The sequence below is a fragment of the Xanthobacter sp. DMC12 genome, assembly GCF_056314105.1.
Window position 1 is genome coordinate 435,620 of the sequence record NZ_JBQUYZ010000005.1, and the last position, 19,560, is coordinate 455,179.

Here is a 19,560-nt window from a genome sequence, read left to right on the forward strand (position 1 = left end):
GATAATATGTAATTTACCGAAGTACCAGCTGCTCTGCATCTTTTAGAAGCAAACGGCGCCCCAGTAGCCCGCCGAATTTTGGCCGCATCCGCAGCAACGCGTCCCCCTGGTTGTGCCAATGCGAAAGGACCGCCGAAGCGTAGCTCCGGCGGTCCCGTCTCAAGGGTGGGCGGCGGCCCGGTTCAGCCGTCCTCTTCCGCGGCGAGCAGCACGAGATCGCTCAGGGTGAAGCGGTCGAAGTCGCGCGGCTCGCCCGGCGCGAGGATGGAGGCGTCCGAATGGCGGGTCAGGGTCCACAGGGCCTCCGCCACGATGCGGCTGCCCACCGGCCCCAGATGCTTGCCCGCCGGCCCGGCGGGATCGCCCGCCTCGGCGAGGATGTAGAACCAGAGCGGCGTCGCTTCGCAGAATGGCAGGGCCGCGACGCGCTGGGCTTCCGGCAGGGCGGCGAGCAGCGTGTCGTCCCTGAGCGGCTTCAGACCCAGATGCTGCGCCACCGCCTGCCCGCTGGGCAGCCCCAGCCGGTAGCCCCGCGACAGGTGCCGGAGCGCCGCCGCCTCCACCGTCTCCGGCGCGCCGGCCAGGATGGTGTCGAGCTGCCGGGCCCGCTGCGGCGCCTCCGCCTCCAGCGGCAGGAAGCCTTCCCAGGCGATGATGCGGTCCGCCGGAAGGCCATCCGGCCCGCAGCCGGACGGGCCGAGGGCGGCGCGGGTGGACAGCGCCGCGGCCTCCGTATCGCGCAGGTGACGGTTGTAGTCGTAGCTGGGCCGGGCGAGGCTCGGGGCGATGGCGAAGGCCGCCGCCCAGAATTCCACCGGAATGAAGATGTCTCCCGCCCGCTCCGTCCGCCACAGACGCGGCCCTTCGCTGAGCACCTCCTCCACCACCGCCGGATCGGCGATCTTGGGCAGGAGGTCGAACAGCAGCATCCATTGATAGCGCTGGCGCAGGGCCCGCCGCGCCGCCTCGAACGATCGGCCGGTGGCCACCAGCGCGTTGTGCGCCTTGAGGAAGGCGACGTGGAGCTGGCTGAGCGGCAGGCTCGAATCGTTGCGCGCGTCGCTCATGCGCGCCGCGCGGTCGCGGGCGGGATCGAGCGCGCGCGGCTGGCGCGGCAGATCGTTGCGGAGGCCCTTGCGCGGCGGCAGCGCCGGCTCGCCGAGTGGATTGCGCCACACCTCGCCCAGCAGCATGCGGCGCACGGCGGCGGGATCGCGCGGCGCGTCATAGACGGATTCGAGATCGAGGCAGCCCGAGCGGCGGTTGAACAGGGTGGAGAAGCTGCCCACCGGTGAGAAAGCGGTCGCGCCGGCGAGCTGCGTCTCTTCCACCGGACGGCGCTCCCAGACGAGATCGTTGAGCACGAACTCGACCAGAAAGGCATAGGCGGCGGGAATGTCGGCATCGCCTTCGGCGCGGCGGCGCGGCGGCCGGCCGCTGGGCGCCTCGGCGCCCGCACCCATGGCGGCGGCGAGGCGGGCGAGATCCTTCAGCGTCCGTGTCCCGGCCGGAATGCCGCAGGCAGGCGCCGCCAGCGTCGGGAACATGCGGCCGAAGCCATGGTCGCTCGGCCGCGCTCCCGCCTCGATGGCGAGAGTCCGGACGCGCGCGCTGATGGCCTCCCGGGTCGAGGGACGCTGCTCGTCGCTTCCGGTGGTCATCTCAAGGGGCCTTTCGACACGCATTCTCAGGGCACGCTCCTCTGATGCCCCCGCCCCGGGGCTCCCCCTTACGTCACCATTTCAACGGTTCGGTCAGCATCACCCGAATGGGGGATGACCGACCTTGGGACGTCTTGCAGCCTGAGGTGGTTGTGCAATGCTGCGCCCACGATCTTTGTGGGCATCCGCCGATATCGGCAGGCATCAAGGCAGACACCAAGTCGCCGTCCGGCCCTCGCGGGGTGGGCCATGGCGGCCCATCGGATCATGGCGACGTGATGCGCCGGCCCGGCCGGACCATCGCCTCGCGGGAAATGGGACGGACATGGGCGAACTCGATCACTACTCCCGCCTCGTCGGGGACGTTTACGAACTCTCCGGCGATCCCCGGCAATGGGGCATCCTGCTGGAGGGCGTCACCCGCTTCATCGACGGCCGGGTCGGCCAGCTCGCGGTCTTCAGCCTGAAGCAGCAGACCAAGCCCACCTGGCGCGTGTGGGGCCACGACCACAACGACTACAAGACCTTCCTCTATCGCCACGCGACGGAAGATCCCCGCCTCTCCTACATCCTCTCCAATCCCGGCCGCGTCATCTGCGGCGAGGACGGGGTGGACCCCGACCAGTTCCGCGCCTCTGCCCTGTTCCGCGAGGTGGTGGAGCCCATGGACATCGAGCATTCGCTCGTCTCCTACTTCGCCCAGGAAGCCGACGTAATGGCCACCATCTGCGCCATGCGCGGGCGGGCGCAGGGGCCGTTCGGGCAGACGGAGCGGCAGAAGCTCGGCCTCGTGGTGCCGCACCTCAGACGCGCGTTCGAGCTTTACGCGCTGCTCGACGAGGCCAAGGCCAAGGTGGGCGACATCGCCGCCGCCCTCGACATCGTGGATGCCGGCATCTTCCTGGTGGATGCAGAGATGCACGTCGCCCACGTCAACCGGGCGGGCGAGACCATGGTGAAGTCCGGCGACATCACTGTCCGGCAGGGCCGGCTCGCCTTCCGCGACGACCGCGCCTCCCGGCAGGTCGCCTCCGCCGTCGCGCTGGCTCTGGCGGCGGCGCGGGGCGAGACGAACATCACCCATGCCGAGCACATGGAAGTGCCGCGCGCCGGCGAGGATGCCGGCCCCTACCGGGTATCGCTGCATCCGCTTCCAGCCGGCGAAGGCAGCCCGCGCCTCGCCACCCGCTCGCAGATCGCGGTGGTGGTGCGCCAGCCGGGACGCGGCGGGGCCGACGTGGCGCGGCGCATCCAGACCACCTTCAAGCTCACGCCCTCCGAGGCGGCGCTGGCGGCGGCGCTGGCGGTGGGGGCCTCCCTCGCCGACTTCGCCCAGCAGCGCAACGTGGCGCTTTCCACGGCGCGCAGCCAATTGAAGGCGCTCTACGAGAAGACCGGCACCAACCGGCAGGGCGAGCTTGTCGCCCGGCTGCGCGAGAGCCTCGACCTCTCGCTGGTCTGACGGTTCCACGCGCACTGGTTCATCGCGCATTCATGGCGCGTGGACATCATACGGCCGCGCCCGAGATGGCGCGGCCGCTCATGCGTGAGGGGTTGAAACGGGCGTTCGCCGGCAGGGGCCGGCGGCGCGGCAGGATCGAGCATATTTCCGGGGGGAAGAATGGTGGGGCGCAAGGGTCTGGTCGTCGGGGCGGGGGTCATCGTGTTCCTGGGGCTCGCCGCCCTCACCGACGCCATCATGTCGCGCAACGAGGCGCCGGCCGAGCCGGGCAAGGCGCAGGCCCTCGACCAGGGCTGGTCGCCCGAGCTGCGCGAGAAATTCTATTTCACCTCCCAGGGCTCCCAGCTGATGCCCTACGCCATGCTGCGGGCGCTGGAGCAGCCGCTCTCAGACAAGCTGTTCCTCGACCCCGCCCATGTGGCGGAGATGGGCTTCCTGCCCGCGGACGGACCTTCGGCGCTCAATCCGGATGGCCTGCCCATCGGCTTCGTGAAGGACCCGCGCCCCGCGCCGGGCGCGCTCGGCCCCATGGTGGGGCTCACCTGCGCCGCCTGCCACACCGCCGACATCGAGGCGAAGAACGGCGCGCTCATCCGCATCGACGGCGGCGCCTCGCAGGGCGACTACCAGTTGCTGATGGCGCGCCTCAGCAAGGCGCTGGACATCACCCTTGCCGATCCCGCCAAGTTCCAGCGCTTCGCGGCGCGGCTCGTGGCCATGGACCCCAAGGCGGTGCGCCCGGCGCTCGAAGCCCTCGCCACCGAAATCCGGCGGCTTGAAGCCGCCTCCTGGACGCCGGTGCCCTACGGCCGCGGGCGGCTCGACGCCTTCGGCCACATCCTGAACGCGGTGTCCGCCACCGCGCTCAACGAGCCCGCCAACTACCGCATCCCCGATGCGCCGGTGAGCTACCCCTTCCTGTGGACCACGCCGCAGCAGCGCTACGTGCAGTGGAACGGCGTCGCCGGAAACCCGCTGGGCCGCAACCTCGGCGAGGTGCTGGGCGTGTTCGGCCATGCGGACTTCGCCAACGGCAACCTCGCCGCCGCCAGCTCGACGGCCTTGTCCGAAAACCTGGTCGCGCTCGAAGCCTGGGTCTCGGGCCTGAAGCCGCCGCCGTGGCCGGAGAAGGCGCTGGGCAAGGTGGACGCCGCCAAGGCGAAGCGCGGCGCCGAGCTGTTCAAGGCCAATTGCGCCGGCTGCCACGGCGGCCCCGACTATCGCCTCACCCCCGCCGCCGAGACCGAGGGCGGACGGCAGTGGCTGGCCGTGTCCATGGTGGACGTCGCCACCGTGAAGACCGACCCGAAGATGGCGATGAACTTCATCACCCGCTACGCCAAGCCCGGTCCCTTCACCCAATTGCCGCCGACCACGCCGCGCCTGCCGGACGGACAGGTTCTCGCCGGCTCCCTGCTGCTGGCGGCGGTGAGCACCATCACCGAGAACGATTTGCGCGCCCGCGGCATCACCGGTGATGCGCGCAAGGCCGCCTATGGCTGGCGCTTCGCCCCCGGCAGCAACACCCCGCAATCAGGCTGGCTGCTGCCGCCGAGCTACAAGGCCGGCCCGCTCGCGGGCGTGTGGGCGACGGGGCCATTCCTGCACAACGGCTCGGTGCCCACCATCTACGACCTGCTCTCCCCCGAGGACGAGCGCCCGGCGGTGTTCTACGTGGGCTCGAAGCGGCTCGACACCGAGAAGCTCGGCTTCGTGTCCTCCTATGACTCGATCCCCGAGGCCGAGCGCGCCCGCGTGTCCCGCTTCGACACCAGCCTGCCCGGCAATTCCAACCGCGGCCACGCCTTCCCCGCGGGGGCGAAGCTTTCGCCCGAGGATCGCTACGCCATCATCGAATATCTCAAGGTCCTGGAGGGCCCCGATGTCCGTCCCTGAGGCCGCGGCGCGCGTGCGCCCCTACACGCCCTATCTCGACAAGCTCGCCGCCGTCCGCCCCGCAGAGCGCTGGCCGCTCGCGCGGGGCTGGATCGCCAGCGAGCCGCGCCCCTTCTTCGCGGAACTGCGCGCCCACGCGCCGGTCTACGAGACCAGCGAGGTGACGCTCGTCGCCAAACGGGCGGACGTGATCGAGATCCTGTCCGTGCCGAAGGTGTTCACCGTCGACCTCTACAAGCCCAAGATGGGCGACTTCATGCTCGCCATGGACGAGACGGTGGTGAACTACCGCGACAAGTCCGTGATGCGCGCCATCCTCGCCTGGGACGATTTGCCGAAGATCCGCGCCACCGTGGCCGAGGTGGCCGACGAGGCATTGAACGCGGCCGGCAGCGAGATCGAGGCGGTGCAGAAGCTGGCGCGGCTCGTGCCCCTGCGCATCGTGCAGCGCATCTTCGGCATCAAGGGCCCGGACGCCGACCTGCTCGACTGGTCCTATGCCAACCAGATGGACCAGTTCAACAATTTGCCCTACGACGACCGCCCGGACGCCGACGCCATCCACCAGGCGGCGGAGGACAGCCGGGTGAAGCTGCGCGCGCTGTTCGCCCAGCTCATCCCGGCGCGCATCGCCGAGATCAAGGCCGGCACCGCGCCGGACGACAGCCTCACCCGCATCCTGAGCCTGAACCTGCCGGCGGCGGACCATTTCGGCATGGACCGGGTGGTCATCAACATCGGCGGCCTGCTCATCGGCGCCATCGAGACCACGGCGGAAGCCGCCATCAACGCGCTGGCCGAGCTCTTCGCCCGGCCGGAAGTGCTCAGCGATGCGCGGGCCGCGGCCAAGGCGGGCGATGATGCCGTGTTCGACGGCTATGTGTGGGAGGCGCTGCGCTTCTCGCCCATCGTCGCCTTCATGTTCCGCGAGGCGGCCTCCACCTACACGCTGGCCAAGGGCACGGCACGGGAAAAGGTGCTGGGCACGGGCACGGTGGTGCTGCCGCTTAGCCTCTCCGCCATGTTCGATCCCGATTTCGTGCCGGAGCCGGACGCCTTCAAGCCGGACCGGCCCTTCCACACCTATCTGCATTTCGGCTACGGGCACCACGAATGCCTCGGCCGCTATGTGGGCGGCACCATGATCCCCGAGATCGTGAAGCGCGTGCTGCTGCGCCCCGCCGCCCGACCGCTGGCGCCGGTGGACATGGCGGGCACGCCCTTTCCCCAGACCTATCGCATCGGGCTGACGTAAGGGCCTATAGTCGGGGGCATGGCTCCTGTCCCCGACGTCCCTCCCGCGATCTGCCAGCCCGCGCCCGCCGCGAAAACTGCGGCAAATCCTGCCGCAAAGCCCTCGGGCAAGCCGCAAGAGGCGCCGCGGGAGGCGCGGCAGGCGGCGGTGGCGAAATTCGGCGAGACGCTGTTCTATCGGGCGGGCGACGACCTCTTCGCCTTCCCCACGCGCTATGCCCTCGCGCCACCGGAGCTTGGCCTCATCGGCTGCATCATCCGCAGCCGGGAATCCGCCTTCGCCTTCCCCCTCTCGGGCATGGCCGCCGCCATGGCGGCCCATGCGGCAACGCCCGGCGTCGCGCCTCCCCGTGCCGAGGGACCTCCGGCCGGAGATGATCCCACGATCCGGGTTACCGCCTTCTACCTCGGCCCCCACCCCGATTTCGCCGGCATGACCAAGACCATCGCCACCGTGCGCCGGGAGGACAAGAGGCAGGGCTTCCTCAACGATCTGGAGCGGTTTCCGGCGGCGGGGGGTGATTATCTGGTGCGCATCTCGGAGGATCGCGGCGTGCTCGCCCGCTTGCCGGCGACCCCGGACGCCGCCGACGCCCGCGCGCAGCTCTGGTTCCAGACGCCCGTCTGGTCCGCCGCCGTGGAGGTGCCGGCAAGCGCCCTGCCCCGCTGGGACACCATCCACGCCGCCATCGACGCCTTCGTGGCGCAGCATCTGGTGAAGGGCTATTTCAAGCGCTAGAGCGCGATCCGAGCGGATTGAATCAATCCGCTCGGTGAATCGCCCTCTTACTCCAAGAAAGAGAACGCGTGATCCGATCTGATTGCGATGCAATCAGATCGGCGCGTGCTCTAGCGCCACCCGATACCAGCCACCCGCGCAACAAAGTTTTGATTCCCGCGCCCGTTCCCGGTAAGCCTCGCCGGCTGGAGGGCGCGCCAGAAGCCTGCGATGCGGGCGGATCGGCCCGCGCTCTCCGTCCCCGAGTTGGAGGGGCGTTTCATCCGGCGGACGGACTTCATCCGCCAGGGCGTCGCGCTCCAGACGCGCGAACGCCAATGACACACAACGACGCTCCCCTCTCCGACGCTCCGATCTCCAGCGCTCCCCTGTCTCTGGCCGATCTGCGGTCCGAGATCGACCGCATCGACGCGGCCATGCACCAGCTGCTCATGGAACGCAGCGAGATCATCGACCGCCTCGTGCAGGTGAAGCACACGCAGGGCACAGAGGGGGGCTCCGCCTTCCGCCCCGCCCGCGAGGCGGACATGATGCGCCGGCTGGTGGAGCGCCACCACGGCCTGCTGCCGCTCGACACGGTGGAGAGCATCTGGCGCGTCATCATCGCCACGTTCACGTACGTCCAGGCGCCCTATTCCGTGCATGCCGACCTGTCCGGCGGCGAGGCGCCCATGCGCGACAGCGCGCGCTTCCACTTCGGCTTCACCGTGCCCTTCCTGCCCCATATGGGGGCGCGCGGCGTGATCGACGCGGTGGCCGGCTCACGCGGCGATCTCGGCCTGCTCGCCGCCGCTCCCTCTCCTTCCGCCGCCGATCCCTGGTGGACGGCGCTGGAGGCGGAAGGCGCCCCCAAGATCATCGCCCGCCTGCCCTTCGTGGAGCGCGACGACCATCCCGCCGGCCTGCCGGTGTTCGTGGTCTCCCACCCCATCGCGGATGCCGCCGTGCGCGAGGTCCGCGTCTATTCGCTGCGCGTGACGGGATGGAGCGCGGCCGCGGGCCGTGCCATACCCGCCTTCGCCGAGGTGGTGGTGGCGCCCGATGAAGCCCTCGACGGCGCCGCATTGCTGGTGTCCCTGCCCCCCGGCCATGCCGTGGACGAGGTGACGGGCCCCCTCACTGACGCGGGCGCGGGCATCCGCGCCGTCGCCGAGGTGGGCAGCCACGCCGCCACCCACAAGGTGGAGCGCGTCTCCGCCCGGCCGTGAAGAAAGATCGTCTGGAGTAACCCGAGATGTCCGCCGTGCTGAACGACCCCATCCCCACCGGCCGGCCCGAGCCGAAGCCGGGCGTGCTCGCCATCGAGGCCTATGTGCCGGGCAAGAGCCACGCGCCGGGGGTGGAGAAGGTGTTCAAGCTCTCCTCCAACGAGACCCCCCTCGGCCCGAGCGAGAAGGCCCTCGCGGCCTTCGCAGAGGCCGGCCGCCGTCTGGAGGACTATCCCGACGGCTCTGCGAGCGCGCTGCGCCAGGCCATCGCCAAGGCCAACGGGCTTGATCCCGACCGCATCATCTGCGGCGCCGGTTCCGACGAGATCCTGAACCTCGTGACCCACACCTATGTGGCGGCGGGGGATGAGGTGATCTATTCGGAGCACGGCTTCCTCGTCTACAAGATCGCGACTTTGGCCGCCGGCGGCGTGCCGGTGGTGGCCAAGGAGCGCGACCTCACGGCGGACGTGGACGCCCTGCTCGCGCTGGTGACGCCGAAGACGCGCCTCGTCTTCCTCGCCAACCCGAACAACCCCACCGGCACCTACCTGCCGTTCGACGAGGTGAAGCGCCTGCACGCGGGCCTGCCCTCCAACGTGCTCCTCGTGCTGGACGCGGCCTATGCCGAATACGTCCGCCGCAACGATTACGAGACCGGGCTGGAGCTGGCGCTCTCCACCGAGAACGTGCTCATGACCCGCACCTTCTCCAAGATCCACGGCCTCGCGGCGCTGCGCATCGGCTGGGCGGTGGGCCCGGCCCATGTCATCGACGCCATGAACCGCATCCGCGGACCGTTCAACATGAACACCCCGGCCCTGCTGGCGGGCGCCGCGGCCATTGCCGATGCGGCGCACGTGGAAAAGGCCGTGGCGCACAATGCGCAATGGCTGCCGTGGCTCACCGGCAAGATCGAGGCGTTGGGGCTGAAGGTGACGCCGTCCGTCGCCAACTTCCTGCTCATCCACTTCCCGGAAGAGCCCGGCCGCACGGCGAAGGAGGCGGACGCCTTCCTCACGCGCCGGGGCCTCGTTCTGCGGCAGGTGGCGAGCTACGGCCTGCCCAACGCCTTGCGCATGACGGTGGGCACCGAGGAGGCCAACGAACTGGTGGTCGCCGCGCTCGCGGAGTTCATGGCCGGCGGAGAGACGGGGCAAGTCAAGGGACCCGCCAAGTGATCCAGCCCCTCGTGCCGCGCCTCGCCATCATCGGCGCGGGTCTCATCGGCTCGTCCCTCGCCCGCGCCGCGCGGGAGAAGCACCTCGCCGGCACCCTCGTGGTCGCCGACGCTGACCCCGCCGTGTGCGAACGCGTGCGCCAGCTCGGCTTCGCCGACGTGGTGACGCAGGATGCCGGAGAGGCCGCCGAAGGCGCCGACATCGTGGTCGTCGCCGTTCCGGTCGGCGCCTCGGGCAAGGTCGCCGAGGTGGTGGGACCGCGCCTCAAGCCGGGCGCCATCCTCTCGGATGTGGGCTCGGTGAAGGGTTTCGTGGTGGAGGCCATGGCCCCCCATGTGCCGGCCCACGCCCATCTCATCCCCGCCCATCCGGTGGCCGGCACCGAATTTTCCGGCCCCGACGCGGGTTTCGCCACGCTGTTCGAGAACCGCTGGTGCATCGTCACCCCGCCCGAAGGCGCTGACCCGGCGGCGGTGGAGCGCGTCGTCAGCCTGTGGCGGGCGGCGGGGGCGAACGTGGAGACCATGAGCGCCCAGCACCATGATCTGGTGCTCGCCATCACCAGCCACGTGCCGCACCTCATCGCCTACAACATCGTGGGCACGGCGGCGCATCTGGAGGAGACGCTGACCTCCGAGGTCATCAAGTTCTCGGCCGGCGGCTTCCGCGACTTCACCCGCATCGCGTCGTCCGACCCCACCATGTGGCGCGACGTGTTCCTGACCAACCGGGAAGCGGTGCTGGAGATGCTCGGCCGCTTCACCGAGGATCTCACCGCCCTCCAGCGGGCCATCCGCTACGGCGACGGGGATGCGCTGTTCGAGCACTTCGCCCGCACCCGCGCCATCCGCCGCTCCATCATCGAGCAGGGGCAGGAGACCGCCGCCCCCGACTTCGGCCGCCGCGCGGCGGAAAAGCCGAAGCACGAGGACAGCTGACCCCCGGTTAAGGGGCCGGGAAAAGATGACGCAGGGAATATGACGCACAGTCAGCTTCCGTCACACCCGCGTGTCATCTTCGCGTGTCATGGGCGCTGTAGCAGCGGCGTCACCATTCCGCCGAAGTCTCGCGCGACCTGAGAAGGGTTCGCCCCGACACAAGGAAGTAGATTCGGATGCTGGCGCGCCTGCTGCCCGTCGTCATGCTGCTCGCCGCGGCGCTCCTGCCGGGGGTGGCTGAGGCGCATCCCCACGTCTGGGTGACCATGAAGACCGAGGTGGTCTATGGCGCTGACGGCAAGCTCACCGCGCTCAAGCAGGCCTGGACCTTCGATGACGCCTTCACCGCCTTCGCCTTGCAGGGGCTGGAGAAGCAGAAGGACGGCACGTATGGCGACGACGTGCTGAAGCCGCTCGCCGAGGTGAATGTGACGTCCCTGAAGGAATATGACTATTTCGTCCGGGGAAAGACCGCCACCGGCAAGCTCGCCTTCAAGGACCCGGTGGATTATTACCTCACCTATGAGAACGAGCTGCTGACCCTGCACTTCACCCTGCCGCTGGCGAAGCCCATCGCGGTGAAGGGGGCGGCGACCATCGAGATCTATGATCCCACCGTGTTCGTCTCCTTCTCCTTCGCCGACAACGATCCGGTGAAGATGGTCGCGGCGCCCGCCGGCTGCACGCAGGAAGTCACCTCGCCAGAGCCGCCGCCCAGTTCCGCCCTGAACGAAGCCTTCTTCGCCGGCCTCACCTCGGGCAGCACCTATGGCGCCCAGTTCGCGGACAAGATCACGGTGAAGTGCCCGTGAGCGCATCCACCGCGGCCGTCCCCGGGCGGATGCGCCGGGCGGGGATGATCCTTCTCGGGCTCGGCGCCGCGTTGCTGTTCGCGCTGCTCGTGGCGCTGGTACTCTATCCGGACATGGCGTTCGCGCAGGGGTTCGGACCGCCCGGCGGCGGTGGACCGAAGGCCACCCCCTTCGGCCTCGGCGGCGGCGGCGCGCCGCCCTCGGGCATCACCGGCTTCATCCTCGCCAAGCAGTCGGAATTCTATCGCGCGCTGGTGGGGGCCGTGCGCGCCGCCAAAAAGGATGGCAATGCCACCTTCCTCCTCGCCGGCCTGTCCTTCGCCTACGGCGTCTTCCATGCCGCCGGTCCCGGACACGGCAAGGCGGTGATCTCCTCCTATCTCCTCGCCGATGGCGGTACGCTGCGCCGGGGCGCCGTGCTGTCGCTGGCCGCCGGCATGGTGCAGGCGGTGGCGGCCATCCTCTTCGTCGGCATCCTCGCCCTGCTCCTCGGCGCCACCGCCGTCTCCATGGCGCAGGCCATGACGGTCGTTGAGGTCGCGGCCTATGGCGGCATCGGCCTGTTCGGGCTCTATCTCGCGATCGTGAAGGGCCGCGCCCTCGTTGCTGCGGCGCGGGGCGACGTGGGCCACATCCACGCTGCCGATTGCGATTGCGGAGACAGCCACGCGCCCGATCCTGCCCTACTGGCGGGACAAGGCGGATGGAAGCGCGCCGCCATCGCGGTGGTGTCGGCCGGGGCGCGGCCGTGCTCGGGCGCCATCCTGGTGCTGACCTTCGCCTTGTCGCAGGGCGTGTTCCTGAGCGGCGTCGCCGCCGCCTTCGCCATGGGCCTCGGCACCGCCGCCACCGTGACGGCCATCGCCGCCATCGCCGTCTATGGCAAACGGCTCGCCGTGCGCATCGCCGGCCGCGACACCAAATGGTCCACCATGGCCCGGCTGGGGGTGGAACTGGGGGCGGCTCTACTGGTGATGCTGTTCGGCTTCGGCCTGCTCACCGGATATCTCGAAAGCGAGCGCCTGCTGCCCGGCTGAATGCCGCAACGCAGCCAAGTTCAGGTGCGATGCACCAAAATGCGTCACGCCCAGCTTTTCGGCAATTTCGTTTCGCTTTGAATTGAAACAACGAAATTGCCGGGTGCGACACTCCGTGCCAGCCTGAAGGTCGAACGGTGCGCGTGATTTCCGCGTGACACCGTGCCCTTGGACGCGGCGCCTTGGCCGGCCCCGCTGGAGGCGTCGCGATGGCTCTGAAGCCTGTTTCGCTCGACGACAAATATGACCTGGCCCAGGAGCGCGTGTTCGTATCGGGCACGCAGGCCCTGGTCCGCCTCGCCTTGATGCAGAAGGAGCGCGACCGGCGCGCCGGCCTCAACACGGCCGGCTATGTCACCGGCTATCGCGGCTCCCCCCTCGGCGGGCTCGACCAGCAGTTCCTGCGCGCCGAGAAGGTGCTGAAGGCCAACGACATCAAGTTCATGTCCGGCCTCAACGAGGATCTCGCCGCCACCGCGCTTTGGGGCTCCCAGCAGGCGGAGCTGCGGGGCGAAGGCAAGTTCGATGGCGTGTTCGGCCTCTGGTACGGCAAGGGGCCGGGCGTCGACCGGTCCGGCGACGTGTTCCGCCACGCCAACAATGCCGGCACCTCCCGCCACGGCGGCGTGCTGGCCCTCATGGGCGATGACCACACCTGCGAAAGCTCCACCACCGCCCACCAGAGCGAATTCCATTTCGTCGACGTGATGATCCCGGTGCTGAACCCCGCCGGCGTGCAGGAGATCATCGATTACGGCCTCTATGGCTGGGCGCTCTCCCGCTTTTCCGGCACGTGGGTCGGCCTCAAGGCGGTGAAGGACACCATCGAGAGCACCGGCATCGTGGACGGGCGGCTGGACCGCGTGCGCATCGAGCCGGCGCTCGGCTTCGCCATGCCGCCCGGCGGCCTCAACATCCGCCTCGGCGACACGCCGATCGCGCAGGAGGAGCGGCTGCAGGAATTCAAGCGCGACGCCGTGCTGCACTTCCTGAGGGCGAACCGCCTCAACCGCTTCATCACCACCGGCGGCGCCCGCCCGCGCATCGGTATCGCCACCGTGGGCAAGTCGTATCTCGACGTGCGCCTCGCGCTCGACGAACTCGGCATCGACGAGGTGCGCGCCAACGATCTCGGCCTGCGCATCTGGAAGGTGGCCTGCCCGTGGCCGCTGGAGACGCAGGGCCTCTACGAGTTCGCCAAGGGCCTCGACCTCATCATGGTGGTGGAGGAGAAGCGCTCCCTCATCGAGGTGCAGGTCCGCGAGGAATTGTACGGCACCGCCAACCAGCCCGTCTGCATCGGCAAGAAGGACGAGCAGGGCCGCTGGATGTTCCCGGTGAAGGGCGCGCTGGACCCCAACGACATCGCCATCCAGCTCGGCCGCCGGCTGCTGGCCTATGGCGACATCCCTGATATCGCCGCCCGCGTGGCGGAGCTGGAAGAGGCGCAGCGGGTGCTCGCCGCCACCTCCGACGTGGCGACGCGCATTCCCTATTTCTGCTCCGGCTGCCCGCACAATTCCTCGACGAAAGTGCCCGAGGGCATGCGCGCCTATGCCGGCATCGGCTGCCACTACATGGTGCAGTGGATGGACCGGGAGACCACCGGCTTCACCCAGATGGGTGGCGAGGGCGCCAACTGGATCGGCGAAGCCTCCTTCTCCAAGCGCAACCATGTGTTCCAGAACCTCGGCGACGGCACCTACAACCATTCGGGCTATCTCGCGCTCCGCGCCGCCTGCGCCGCCAAGGTGAACGTCACCTACAAGATCCTCTTCAACGATGCGGTCGCCATGACCGGCGGGCAGAAGCACGACGGCGACCTCACCGTGCCGGTCATCGCCCGTCAGGTGGCGGCGGAGGGGGTGGAGCGGGTCGTCGTCGTCACCGACGAGCCGGGCAAGTATCCCGCGGGTACCCTCTGGCCCGCCGGCCTCACCATCCACCACCGCGACGAGCTGGATGCCGTGCAGCGCGAGCTGGCGGCGGTGCCGGGCGTCACGGTGATGATCTACGACCAGACCTGCGCCTCCGAGAAGCGGCGGCGCCGGAAGCGCGGCCAGTTCCCCGATCCGGACAAGCGCGTGCTTATCAACGAGCGCGTCTGTGAGGGCTGCGGCGATTGCGGGGTGAAATCCAACTGCGTCTCCGTGCAGCCGCTGGAGACCGAGTGGGGCCGCAAGCGCGAGATCGACCAGTCGTCCTGCAACAAGGACTTCTCCTGCGTGAACGGCTTCTGCCCCTCCTTCGTCACGGTCCACGGGGCGAAGCCGAAGAAGAGCGCCGGCGCGGCTGGCGGGGCTGATGCTTGGCCCGAATTGCCCGAGCCGGCGCATCCCGAGATCCACGGCACCTATGGCGTCATCGCCACCGGGGTGGGCGGCACCGGCGTCGTCACCATCGGCGCCATCCTCGGCATGGCGGCGCATCTGGAAGGCAAGGCCTGCGGCATGATCGACATGGCCGGCCTCGCCCAGAAGGGCGGCGCCGTCTACAGCCACATCCGCCTCGCCAACGATCCCGCCGACATCACCGCCATCCGCGTGCCGGCGCGCGGGGCGGACGTGGTACTGGGCGGTGATCTGGTGGTGGCCGGCACCAAGAAGGTGCTGGCGGCGGTGAAGCCGGGCAAGACCATTGTCGTCGTGAACACCCACGAGGTGCTGCCCGGCGATTTCACCCGCAACGCCGACTATTCGCTGCCCACCGAGCGCATCAAGCGCACCATCCGCGAGGCGGCGGGCGAGCCGCAGACCCACTTCATCGAGGCGAGCCGCCTCGCCCAGGCGCTGTTCGGCAATGCGCTGGCGCAGAACATCTTCATGGTGGGCTATGCCTACCAGTTCGGCGCCCTGCCCCTCTCGGCCGCCGCCATCGAGCGGGCCATCGAGCTGAACGGCGAGGCGGTGGCCATGAACAAGGCCGCCTTCCTCTGGGGCCGCCGCGCCGCCCATGATCCGGCCGCCGTGGAGGCCATCGCCACGCCGAAGGGCACCGTCTCCAGCGACGCCCGCCGGCTGTCCCAGAGCCTCGACGAGGTGATCGCCCGCCGCGTCGCCGATCTGACCCTCTATCAGAACGCCGCCTACGCGGCCCGCTACAAGGCTCTGGTGGACAAGGTGCGCGCCGCGGAGCAGGCCAAGGCCCCCGGCCGGGGCGGGCTCGCCGAGGCGGTGGCGAAGAATCTCTACAAGCTCATGGCCTACAAGGACGAATACGAGGTCGCCCGTCTCTATGCGGACGGCGCCTTCCGCGCCCAGGCGGATGCGGCGTTCGACGGCGCGCTGAGGTTCGAGTTCCACCTCGCCCCGCCGCTCCTCGCCCGCCCCAATCCGGCGACGGGGGAGCCGCGCAAGATCACCCTCGGGCCGTGGATGATGAAGGGTTTCTCTTTGCTGGCGAAGCTGAAGGGCCTGCGCGGCACGGCGCTGGACGTCTTCGGCTACACGCAGGAGCGCAAGACCGAGCGGGCGCTGATCGCGGACTATGAGCGCACGGTGGGCGAGCTGATCGCAAAGCTCGATCCCGCCAACCACGCGCTCGCGGTGGCCATCGCCTCCGTCCCGGAGAAGATCCGCGGCTTCGGTCCTGTGAAGGTGCGGCACCTGGAAGCCGCGAAGGCCGAGGAGAAGGACCTTCTGGCCCGCTTCCGCAACCCGCCCGCCCCGACGGCGGTGGCGGCGGAGTAGGAGGTCTCCGGCGCCATAAAGGGGACTCGTCCCGTCGTCCTCCGGCTTGACCGGAGGACCCATGGCACCGCGTGTCCCGGCGACTGGACGCCTGCTCTGGCGGAAAGATAGGCCCTCCGGTCAAGCCGGAGGGCGACGGCGGTGAAGGAAGGCGGTGAGGGGAAAGCCCCCTCAGTTCCCGCTGAGGATCGCCTTCAGCTCGGTGCGGAACTCGCCCTCGATGTCGGGGCGCGAGAGCGCATAGGCGACGTTCGCCATGAGGAAGCCGATCTTCGAGCCGCAGTCATAGACGTGGCCGTCGAACCGCACCGCGTAGAACGGCTCGGTTTCCTTCAGCTTCAGCATGGAATCCGTGAGCTGGATCTCGTTACCGGCGCCGCGCTCCTGCTTGGCGAGCAGGTCGAAGATGCCGGGCTGGAGGATGTAGCGGCCGGAGATGGCGAGGTTGCTCGGCGCGGTGCCGGCCTTGGGCTTCTCGACCATCTGGGTGATGGCCTTGGCGCCCTTGCCCGCATCGGCGCCGGTGCCGACGATGCCGTATTGGTGGGTCTGGTCGTCCGGCACCTCATACACCGCCACCACGTTGCCGCCGGTCTCGTTGTAGGCGTCGACCATGGAGGTGAGGCAGCCGTGGCCGTTGCCATTGCCAACCTTGGGCATGTGCAGCATGTCCGGCAGCAGCAGCGCGAACGGCTCGTCGCCGATGATGTCGCGCGCGCACCACACCGCATGGCCGAGGCCCAGGGGCAGCTGCTGGCGGGTGAAGGAGGTGGTGCCCGCCTTGGGCGTGTCGCGATCGAGCTGTTCCAGCTCCTTGACCTTGCCGCGCTCCTGGAGGGTGCGCTCCAGCTCGAACTGGCGGTCGAAATGGTCCTCGATCACCGCCTTGTTGCGGCCGGTGACAAAAACGATGTGCTCGATGCCGGCGGCGCGGGCTTCATCCACCACGTGCTGCACGACGGGCCGGTCCACCACCGTCAGCATCTCCTTCGGCACCGCCTTGGTCGCCGGAAGGAAGCGCGTGCCGAGGCCCGCAACGGGTAGGATCGCCTTGCGAATGGGTCTACGCATGTTGAGTTTCGCCCCTCCTGATCGCCACGGGCACGTGGTCTAGCACAGCTCTAGCGCGGACGGACCTAGCGCACCGCACATAAGTTTGCGTTGCACAATCATCCGCACAGCCATGGCAGCCGAGTGGCAACGGCCGAGATCGGCGCCCTGTTCCCCGACTTAGGTTAACCGGGTCGCAGCGCGATACCACCCCGCAAAACTTGCCATCCATTAACCGCGACGCAACCATATTGCCGCCCAGTAGGAGCCTCAGACGATCATCCCGGCCCCTTGCGGCAGGCCGGAAAGGGAAGGCTTTCAAGATGGCATCGACGACGCGCGAAAGGACCACCTACGGAAGCGGCGTGGCCGTGACGCTCGCGCTCATCGCCGGCCTCGTCACCCCTGCCGCCGGCCAGGCCCAGACGACCGGCTCCATCTTCGGCTTCCCGCCCCCGGCCCCGCAGGCACCCCAGGCGGGTGCAGGCCACCCGCTGATGACGCCGCAGGCCCTGGCCCAGGCCGAGGCGAACTTCCCCCAGTGCATCGCCAATCTGTGGCCTCTGGCGCAGTCCAAGGGCGTCTCCCGGCGCACGTTCGACAAGTACACGGCTTCGCTGCAGCCGCAGATGAAGATCATGGACTTCATGGACAGCCAGCCGGAATTCTCGAAGCCCATCGGCGCCTATGTGAACATGCTCGTCACCGACACGCGCGTGCGCAAGGGCCGCGAGGTGCTGGAGCGCTACAAGCCCATCTTCGACCGGGCGGAAAAGGCCTATGGCGTCGACCGCTACGCGGTGACGGCGATCTGGGGCATCGAATCCACCTATGGCGATCCGGACGGCATCGGCCGGCGCAACGTGCTGGAATCCACCGCCACCCTCGCCTGCATCGGCCGGCGGCAGGACTATTTCCGCGACGAGTTCATCGCCACCCTGCAGATCCTTGAAAAGGACGACGTTCCTTATGACCATCTGAAGGGGTCGTGGGCGGGCGCGTTCGGCCCCACCCAGTTCATGCCCACCTCGTTCCAGCGCTTCGCCGTGGACTTCGATGGCGACGGCAAGCGCAACGTGGTGGATTCCATCCCCGACATCATCGCCTCCACCGCCAACAATCTGAAGCTGGATGGCTGGGAGTTCGGCAAGGCGTGGGGCTATGAGGTGGCGCTGCCGCAGGGCTTCGACTACCGCCTCGCCAACCGCAGCAACAAGAAGACGCTTTCGGAGTGGAACGCGCTCGGCGTGCGCCGGGCCAACGGCGTCGCCTTCCCCCGCCCCACGGACACCGCCTATCTGCTGCTGCCGGGGGGCGCCAACGGTCCCGCCTTCCTGATGATGCGGAACTTCGACGCCATCCTGAAATACAACCCGGCCGACGCCTACGCCCTTGCCATCGGCCACCTCGCCGACCGGCTGCGCGGCGGCGGCGCCTTCGTCCAGTCCTGGCCGAAGGAGGAGCGCGGCCTCTCCAAGGCCGAGCGGCAGGAAATCCAGGGCCGTCTCGCCCAGATGGGCTACGACATCGGCAACGTGGACGGCATCCTCGGCCAGAAGAGCCGCGTCGCCATCCAGGACTACCAGTCCCGCGCCGGCCTGCTGCCGGACGGCTACCCCGACCTCGTGCTGCTCCAGCAGATGCGCCGCTGAGGGGCGAGCGCCGGCTTTACCGCAGCGCCGCTCCCCCTAAACCGCCGTCGTCCTCCGGCTCGACCGGAGGACCCATGGCGCCGTTCGTCCCTGCGTCTGACCGCCCGCGCGGGCGGAGGGATCGGCCCTCCGATCAAGTCGGAGGGCGACGGTTGTGAATGCCGTTTGGCGCTCCGGCTGCGCCGTCGCTAGTCCGGAGAGCCGACCTAAACCAGCCCTTCCACCGCCTCCGTCAGCCGCTCCAGATCCTCAGGACGTGACAGCCGGTGGTCGCCGTCCTTGATGAGGGAGAACACCACGTCGTCCTCGGCGAGGCAGCTCACGAGGCGCATGGCGTGTTCCCACGGCACGTCCTCATCGCGCGCGCCCTGCAGGATGCGCACCGGGCAGCCCACCGCGAACGGCGCGCCGAGCAGCAGGTGGCCGCGCCCGTCCTCGATCAGCTCGCGGGTGATGACATAGGGGTCCTCGCCATAGAGCGTCGGCTTGAGGAAGCGACCGGAGGTCTCGATCAGCTCGCGCACCGGGGGCGGGAACTTGTCCCACATGAGGGCCTCGGTGAAGTCGGGCGCGGGCGCCACCAGCACCAGCCCCTTCAGCCGCTTTTCGCCGCGCGCCGCGAGGGCGCGGGCGAGCAGCAGCGCGATCCAGCCGCCCATGGACGAGCCGATCACCACCTGCTCGCCGGTGGTGGCGTGGTCGAACACCGCCAGCGCCTCATTGAGCCAGCGGGAAATGGTGCTCTCCTCGAAGGCGCCGCCGGAGGCACCGTGGCCGGAATAGTCGAACCGCACGTTCGCCTGCCCGCGCGCCTGCGCCCAGCGGGCGAGGTGCTCGGCCTTGGTGCCGGTCATGTCCGACTTGAAGCCGCCCAGCCAGAACAGGCCGGGCGCCGCGCCGGGGATGGCCCGGATGGCGATGGCCCGCCCGTCCACGTCGAGGGTGGAGGCGGTTTCGCCGGGGATGGTCTCGGTCATGGTG

General features: G+C 69.2%; 14 protein-coding genes. 11 read left to right on the plus strand and 3 right to left on the minus strand.

The window, feature by feature from the left end; genetic code table 11:
• Window positions 1-182: 182 nt before the first annotated feature.
• The gene (locus ACT535_RS19820) at window positions 183-1,661 is read right to left on the minus strand and encodes a peroxidase family protein (RefSeq protein ID WP_476365724.1); all 1,479 of its coding nucleotides are present in this window, start codon (window positions 1,659-1,661) and stop codon (window positions 183-185) included.
• 325 nt (window positions 1,662-1,986) lie between these two features.
• Between ACT535_RS19820 and ACT535_RS19825 the strand changes: the two genes are divergently transcribed.
• The 10 genes from ACT535_RS19825 (at window position 1,987) to ACT535_RS19870 (ending at window position 15,877) form a co-directional block, all read left to right on the plus strand.
• On the plus strand, window positions 1,987-3,123 hold the full coding sequence (locus ACT535_RS19825; protein ID WP_476365725.1) for a helix-turn-helix transcriptional regulator: 1,137 nt from the start codon (window positions 1,987-1,989) through the stop codon (window positions 3,121-3,123).
• Between the two features lie 159 nt (window positions 3,124-3,282).
• Window positions 3,283-5,019, plus strand: a complete 1,737-nt coding sequence (locus ACT535_RS19830; RefSeq protein ID WP_476365726.1) for a di-heme-cytochrome C peroxidase — start codon at window positions 3,283-3,285, stop codon at window positions 5,017-5,019.
• Window positions 5,006-6,274, plus strand: a complete 1,269-nt coding sequence (locus ACT535_RS19835; protein ID WP_476365727.1) for a cytochrome P450 — start codon at window positions 5,006-5,008, stop codon at window positions 6,272-6,274. The genes ACT535_RS19830 and ACT535_RS19835 overlap by 14 nt, the downstream gene beginning before the upstream one ends.
• 147 nt (window positions 6,275-6,421) lie before the next feature.
• On the plus strand, window positions 6,422-7,012 hold the full coding sequence (locus ACT535_RS19840) for a hypothetical protein (protein ID WP_476365728.1): 591 nt from the start codon (window positions 6,422-6,424) through the stop codon (window positions 7,010-7,012).
• A 317-nt stretch (window positions 7,013-7,329) separates the two neighbouring features.
• Complete coding sequence (locus ACT535_RS19845; protein ID WP_476365729.1) at window positions 7,330-8,220, plus strand: chorismate mutase; 891 nt, start codon at window positions 7,330-7,332, stop codon at window positions 8,218-8,220.
• A gap of 26 nt (window positions 8,221-8,246) precedes the next feature.
• Window positions 8,247-9,401 (plus strand): histidinol-phosphate transaminase, encoded by a 1,155-nt coding sequence (gene hisC / locus ACT535_RS19850; protein WP_476365730.1) that lies wholly within the window; start codon window positions 8,247-8,249, stop codon window positions 9,399-9,401.
• Complete coding sequence (locus tag ACT535_RS19855) at window positions 9,398-10,339, plus strand: prephenate/arogenate dehydrogenase family protein (RefSeq protein ID WP_476365731.1); 942 nt, start codon at window positions 9,398-9,400, stop codon at window positions 10,337-10,339. Before hisC ends, ACT535_RS19855 begins: the two co-directional genes overlap by 4 nt.
• Window positions 10,340-10,515: 176 nt before the next feature.
• Entirely contained in the window at window positions 10,516-11,151 is a 636-nt protein-coding gene (locus ACT535_RS19860) for a DUF1007 family protein (protein WP_168457317.1), read from the plus strand.
• Window positions 11,148-12,188 carry a nickel/cobalt transporter gene (locus tag ACT535_RS19865; protein WP_476365732.1) on the plus strand — a complete coding sequence of 347 codons (1,041 nt, stop codon included), beginning with the start codon at window positions 11,148-11,150 and terminating at the stop codon, window positions 12,186-12,188. Before ACT535_RS19860 ends, ACT535_RS19865 begins: the two co-directional genes overlap by 4 nt.
• A gap of 209 nt (window positions 12,189-12,397) precedes the next feature.
• Window positions 12,398-15,877 (plus strand): indolepyruvate ferredoxin oxidoreductase family protein, encoded by a 3,480-nt coding sequence (locus ACT535_RS19870; protein ID WP_476365733.1) that lies wholly within the window; start codon window positions 12,398-12,400, stop codon window positions 15,875-15,877.
• A gap of 171 nt (window positions 15,878-16,048) precedes the next feature.
• Here ACT535_RS19870 and galU read toward each other — a convergent pair whose 3' ends face one another.
• Window positions 16,049-16,948 carry a UTP--glucose-1-phosphate uridylyltransferase GalU gene (gene galU / locus ACT535_RS19875; RefSeq protein ID WP_476365734.1) on the minus strand — a complete coding sequence of 300 codons (900 nt, stop codon included), beginning with the start codon at window positions 16,946-16,948 and terminating at the stop codon, window positions 16,049-16,051.
• A 302-nt stretch (window positions 16,949-17,250) separates the two neighbouring features.
• On the opposite strand from galU, the gene ACT535_RS19880 reads away from it, so the two are divergent.
• The gene (locus ACT535_RS19880; RefSeq protein WP_476365735.1) at window positions 17,251-18,579 is read left to right on the plus strand and encodes a lytic murein transglycosylase; all 1,329 of its coding nucleotides are present in this window, start codon (window positions 17,251-17,253) and stop codon (window positions 18,577-18,579) included.
• A 206-nt stretch (window positions 18,580-18,785) separates the two neighbouring features.
• On the opposite strand, the gene ACT535_RS19885 is transcribed toward ACT535_RS19880, so the two are convergent.
• Window positions 18,786-19,556 carry an alpha/beta hydrolase gene (locus ACT535_RS19885; protein ID WP_476365736.1) on the minus strand — a complete coding sequence of 257 codons (771 nt, stop codon included), beginning with the start codon at window positions 19,554-19,556 and terminating at the stop codon, window positions 18,786-18,788.
• Window positions 19,557-19,560: the final 4 nt, after the last annotated feature.